At 46.3% G+C, this 4,028-nt stretch carries 5 protein-coding genes and 3 tRNA genes; 5 read left to right on the forward strand and 3 right to left on the reverse strand.

Annotated features, from left to right (window positions below):
* Positions 1 to 77: 77 nt before the first annotated feature.
* The 3 genes from dapE to PAE54_RS10870 form a co-directional block, all read right to left on the reverse strand.
* Entirely contained in the window at positions 78 to 1,211 is a 1,134-nt protein-coding gene (dapE, locus tag PAE54_RS10860) for a succinyl-diaminopimelate desuccinylase (RefSeq protein ID WP_326519455.1), read from the reverse strand.
* A 116-nt stretch (positions 1,212 to 1,327) separates the two neighbouring features.
* Positions 1,328 to 1,468, reverse strand: a complete 141-nt coding sequence (locus PAE54_RS10865; protein ID WP_273777268.1) for an entericidin A/B family lipoprotein — start codon at positions 1,466 to 1,468, stop codon at positions 1,328 to 1,330.
* A gap of 115 nt (positions 1,469 to 1,583) precedes the next feature.
* Positions 1,584 to 2,444 carry a DUF1853 family protein gene (locus tag PAE54_RS10870; protein WP_326519456.1) on the reverse strand — a complete coding sequence of 287 codons (861 nt, stop codon included), beginning with the start codon at positions 2,442 to 2,444 and terminating at the stop codon, positions 1,584 to 1,586.
* 98 nt (positions 2,445 to 2,542) lie between these two features.
* Here PAE54_RS10870 and PAE54_RS10875 point away from each other — a divergent pair, with 98 nt between their 5' ends.
* The 5 genes from PAE54_RS10875 to PAE54_RS10895 all read left to right on the forward strand — a co-directional run bounded on the left by PAE54_RS10875 (position 2,543) and on the right by PAE54_RS10895 (position 4,028).
* Positions 2,543 to 2,938: a YbaN family protein gene (locus PAE54_RS10875; RefSeq protein ID WP_273777266.1), complete on the forward strand. Its 396-nt coding sequence runs from the start codon at positions 2,543 to 2,545 to the stop codon at positions 2,936 to 2,938.
* Positions 2,928 to 3,461 (forward strand): cell wall-recycling L,D-carboxypeptidase ElsL, encoded by a 534-nt coding sequence (elsL, locus tag PAE54_RS10880; protein ID WP_326519457.1) that lies wholly within the window; start codon positions 2,928 to 2,930, stop codon positions 3,459 to 3,461. The genes PAE54_RS10875 and elsL overlap by 11 nt, the downstream gene beginning before the upstream one ends.
* A 264-nt stretch (positions 3,462 to 3,725) precedes the next feature.
* Positions 3,726 to 3,801 (forward strand) — tRNA-Val (locus tag PAE54_RS10885).
* 24 nt (positions 3,802 to 3,825) lie between these two features.
* Positions 3,826 to 3,902: transfer RNA gene (locus PAE54_RS10890), tRNA-Asp, on the forward strand.
* A 53-nt stretch (positions 3,903 to 3,955) separates the two neighbouring features.
* Positions 3,956 to 4,028, forward strand: a tRNA-Asp gene (locus PAE54_RS10895).

The following is a 4,028-nucleotide window of genomic DNA, read 5'->3' on the forward strand; positions in this document are numbered from 1 at the left end:
CCACTTGTTTTTAAGTGGGGACTAAATTAAGGCTTATAGGATGAATTCATAAGGTGTGTTCAGCGGACGCTTACAGATTAGGTGAGCAATTGCTGTAAAATCTGTTCATAGATTTCCGCGAGCGGCTCCAGATCAGCCACATTTACGTGTTCATCGATCTGGTGAATGGTCGCATTTAGTACACCGAGCTCAAGAACCTGTGTGCCGGTTGGTGCAATAAAGCGACCATCTGAAGTTCCGCCACTAGTTGATAGTTCAGCATCAACACCCGTCACATTCTTGATCGCTGTCTTAGCGGCATTCACCAGTTCGCCCACCGGGGTCAGGAACGGTAAGCCAGAAAGCGTCCATTCAATCTCATAGTCAACGCCGTGACGATCGAGAAGTTCAAGTACACGTGCTTTGAGCTCATCAGCGGTGACTTCGGTTGAGTAACGGAAGTTAAAGGTGACTTTCATGTTGCCCGGTACAACGTTGGTCGCTCCAGTGCCCGCTTGAATATTGGAGATTTGGAAAGAAGTGGCTGGAAAATATTCGTTACCCTGATCCCAAACTGTGTCACACAGTTCAGCAATCGCTTTCGATGCCATGTGAATCGGATTGATGGCAAGATGTGGATAGGCCACATGCCCCTGTTTCCCTTTGACGGTTAATACCCCATTCAATGAACCACGACGGCCATTTTTAATGATGTCACCCAGCTGCGCTGTACTCGATGGTTCCCCAACGAGGCACCAGGTCATTTTTTCGTTACGGGCTTCAAGGGTCTCAACCACCTTGACAGTTCCGTTGATAGATGGACCTTCTTCATCTGACGTGATCAAAAAGGCAATAGAACCTTTGTGATCGGGGTGTTTTGCGACAAAACGTTCAGAAGCCACGACCATGGCAGCCAGAGCAGTTTTCATATCCGCACTACCACGACCGTACAATTTGCCGTCACGAATTTCAGGGGCAAATGGATCAGAGTTCCACGCCTCTAGATTACCTGTAGGAACGACATCAGTATGACCTGCGAAACAGAACACCGGTGACGTAGTACCACGACGTGCCCATAGATTGTCCACATCTTCAAAACGCATCGGTTCAATGTGAAAACCAATTTTGGCCAAACGTTCTGCCATCATGTTCTGGCAGTTATGATCAACAGGTGTTACTGAAGGCTGGCGCAGTAACTGGAGACTAAATTCTAGTGTGTCTGAGTGGTTCATACCGGAAAAAGAATTAACAATTTGCCGGATATGATAGGGGAATATACTCAGGAATGGGAATTTTCCTAGAAAAAAACCTTATCGGCTTGATAAGGTTTCTTTGTATAAGACACCGATTACATTTTATTTTCTGTCTTTTCTGCCGTATTGGTGACGGCTTGTCCGGCTTTGGAAACGTCTTCACCAATACCCTTAAAGGTATTACAACCCGTCAATACAAAAGCCATGAGCATCGATGCAACAAGTATTTTTTTCATGATCAACTCCACATTGGATTTATTGTGTTGTTGTTTCAGGTTAGGAAAAACCCGGCAGTGAAAATAGATACTTTTGATTATAAAAACGTTATCAAATGTTGTTCAGTTGATCTCGCTACGGCAGTAATAAATTTGGATGACGGTACATATAAAATTGTTGTCGCTCGGGTTGGTAATACAGTCCATCGGTCCACCATTTGGCAGGCAATGCGGTGGTCGTTGCATTTGGACATAACCACTCGTGTCGTTGCAGGCGGTAGAAGGACTGTGTTGGAATGCTTGTACCCCATAAGCCTACACGCCGCTGCAGATTGATCCAGGGAGCAATCGTTTCAATAGCTGAAATGTTGGGATGATAGGGCAGATATAATTGACCTTTCATCACCGCAACACGGCGTTCAATGTTGTAGCCTAATGCATCGGTAAACTGGAATTGTTTTTCGGTGAAGTGACGCAGCTTTTTGGCTAAGGTGTCATTTCGATTCAGGCCGAACCATTGTTCCAGTAAAAAATTACCCTCCGCCAGGTAGTATTTCAGCGCAACTTCCCAGTGTTCTATACATTTGCTGTCCTGATTCAATAACAGAAAATCCAGCTCTCCTCGTGTTTTGGCACCTTCTATTTTCTGAATACTGTGTCCGAGTAGCTGATAGGGGTGATAATCCTGATCCAGCAGCCAGAAATACAACAGATATTCAAAGCGTAGCCCTAGACGGGTACTTTTCAACTGCTGCAGAAAATTTTCCAGTTCTGCAGGCGCTCGATCGAGCTGCCGTAGCCGCGGTAAATAATTTTCAAAATGCCGTTGCCATTCGGCATTCGTGTGTAGTTCAAAGGCATATGTGAGCTGAAGTTCTGTGGGAGCGTGCAGCAACAGATTCGGGCTGGCGACTGCAAAAGCCAACTGGCGCACGATCGGCTGTTGGAATTCCAGCCAAGGTTCAAAATAGGTGCTGTGCTGGTGTGAACGCAGCATGTGATTTTCCGCGTGAATTGTAAATCTAATGCATTAAAACACAGAGTGAAAGGGTAAAACACTTTATACTAATGCCAGTCGCGGTTTTGGATAATATTATGGTCGTGTTGTTATGGCGGAGTTTAGTGGTGATCTTTATCACGCTGGGCGCAATTGGTGCAATTTTGCCTGGTATGCCAACCACGGTCTTTCTAGTACTAGCTGCATGGGCGGCGTCAAAAGGCTGGCCACAAGTCGACGAATGGCTATTGAATCATCCGCGTTACGGGCAGACGCTGAGAGACTGGCGTGAAAATGGCACCGTACCACGCAAAGCCAAGTGGATTGCCAGTATCATGATGTTGGGCAGTGCCATTATGATGCTATTTACTACTGCGCCGTTCTGGGTCAAAGTCTTCACCGATACTGTAATGCTAACTGTCGCCTGCTGGTTATGGTTGCGACCGGAACCGCAACAGATCAAGTTACCTGTGCAAAATGAACATGAACAATAATTCTCTTTCTCGCATGGATGATGCCCAGATTTGGATTGATCTGGCTCAGCAGTGTTTATATTTACCAGCGCGACAACAGTGTTACCCCATCTCAACCGGTAAAAATGGGATTGGTGAAGCTGAAAATAGTGGCAAAACGCCACGCGGCTGGCATCGTGTGGAACAAATGTTTGGTCAGGATGCGGCAAAAAATACGGTATTCGTGGCACGACAAGCTACAGGTGAAATCTATAATTCGGATTTGGCATCCCAATACCCTGAACGTGACTGGATACTTTCGCGTATTTTGTGGTTAAGTGGTTTACAGCCCGGTTTTAATCAAGGGCAGGGCTGTGATACGTTCAGCCGTTATATCTATATTCATGGTACGCCGGATACAGAGCCGATGGGAGTTCCTCGGTCACATGGCTGTATCCGTATGCATAATCAAGATGTCATTGAGCTTTTTAACTCTATTGAGCCAGGGGCTTTGGTTTATATCTCGGAAAACGCATTGAACATTCCTGCATTTGAAGCCAAATGATGTTGAAGCGTTTTTCTTTAGCAGAGGGATTCCAAAGAGACGTTTAAATGGACATAGTGTCAATGATGGGCCTAGTGGTTTTTCTGAAGTGTGTTTACAGGGCTTGTGAGTCGCGAAATAACGTACCGAATTTACAAGGTTTTCTCGATTATGACCTATTTTTTAATCACTCGGCGGTAAAAAACTGAAATCTACTAGAAAAGCGTTTGACAGTCAGTCAAGATTCTCTATAATGCACCTCACAAACGATGAAGACGTTGTAAAGGGCGCTTAGCTCAGTTGGTAGAGCGTCTGCCTTACAAGCAGAATGTCGGCGGTTCGATCCCGTCAGCGCCCACCAAGTCCTTTACGTTAAATCCTCAGTGCAGCGGTAGTTCAGTTGGTTAGAATACCGGCCTGTCACGCCGGGGGTCGCGGGTTCGAGCCCCGTCCGCTGCGCCACTTTAGATTTAACAAAAACATTGTTTGTACCACAATAGCGACATTGTGAAAGTGCAGCGGTAGTTCAGTTGGTTAGAATACCGGCCTGTCACGCCGGGGGTCGCGGGTTCGAGCCCCGTCCGCTGC

It is taken from the genome of Acinetobacter minutum, assembly GCF_035916735.1.
In the GTDB taxonomy this organism is placed as follows: domain Bacteria; phylum Pseudomonadota; class Gammaproteobacteria; order Pseudomonadales; family Moraxellaceae; genus Acinetobacter.